Below are 1,020 nucleotides of genomic sequence, written 5' to 3'. Positions count from 1 at the left end.
TGACTGATCGGGTTTCGGAGTTCGGCACTTCTGCAGCACTGCCGCTGGAAGAAGGCGACATCACGCACAAGACGGCCGGCGATCTGCTGCGCGAGGCCCGCGAGGCCCATGGCCTGCACATCGAGATGGTGGCGGCCGCCCTCAAGGTGCCGCCGCAGAAGCTCATGGCGCTTGAAGCGGACGACATTGCCTCGCTGCCGGATCCGGTCTTTGCTCGCGCCCTGGCGAGCAGTGTCTGCCGCGCTTTGCGCATCGATCCGGCGCCCGTGCTCGCGAAGTTGCCCAACACGCAAAGGGTGTCGCTGGCCGAAACCGATCGCACCCTCCGTACGAACATCACCTCGGGCACGCCGCGCTGGAACAGCAGCAGTCGCTCCAGCGGACTGCCTTCGCGCGGATTGCTGACCGTGGTGCTGGTGCTGCTGGTTGGCGCGGCTGCCTTGTTCTGGTTGCCGCAATCGGTGTTCGACCAGATCAGTGCTTCCGTGTCGCGCCTGACGGCGCGCAGCGAGGCCGATGCTGAGCCGGCGCCTGCGAACGGACCTGCTTCGTCCGGTGCAACCGGCGCCGTGGCCGAAACCGTGCCCTCGCAGGCGGTGGCACCGAGTGCTCCGGTAAGCCCAGTTCCGGCAGCGGCCACCGCCACGCCAGTTGCCCCCACAGCGGTCGCCGTTGCCCCCGCTGCGCCCGTGGCGACTGCCGCAAGCGCAAGCAGCAGCCAACAACTCGTTTTCGTGGCACGCGAAGAGTGCTGGATCACCGTGACGGAAGCCGGCGGCAAGCAGTTGCTGCGTCGCAGCCTGCAAGCCGGCGAAACGGTCGGTCTGTCGGGCACGCTGCCGCTGTCCGTGGTGGTGGGCCGTGCGTCGGTGGTCGATGTGCAGGTAAGCGGCAAGCCTTACGATCTGAAGCCTGTCACGCGCGGCGGCGGCGTGGCGCGTTTCGAGGTGAAATCGTGACCGACTGCTATCCGGATCCCATTCCATCGGCGGCACCCAAGGCGCGCCGCTCGCGCCAGTC

At 67.7% G+C, this 1,020-nt stretch carries 1 protein-coding gene; it reads left to right on the top strand.

Annotation, left to right across the window (positions count from 1 at the left end; translation table 11 throughout):
• Positions 1 to 959 (top strand): helix-turn-helix domain-containing protein (locus ACSFA3_RS26220; protein WP_435508218.1); only part of this gene is annotated, 959 nt, incomplete at its 5' end.
• Positions 960 to 1,020: the final 61 nt, after the last annotated feature.

Origin of the sequence: Variovorax glucosi (genome assembly GCF_051216695.1) — a bacterium.
Lineage (GTDB): Bacteria > Pseudomonadota > Gammaproteobacteria > Burkholderiales > Burkholderiaceae_C > Variovorax.
This window is presented reverse-complemented; position numbering and strand designations above follow the sequence as displayed.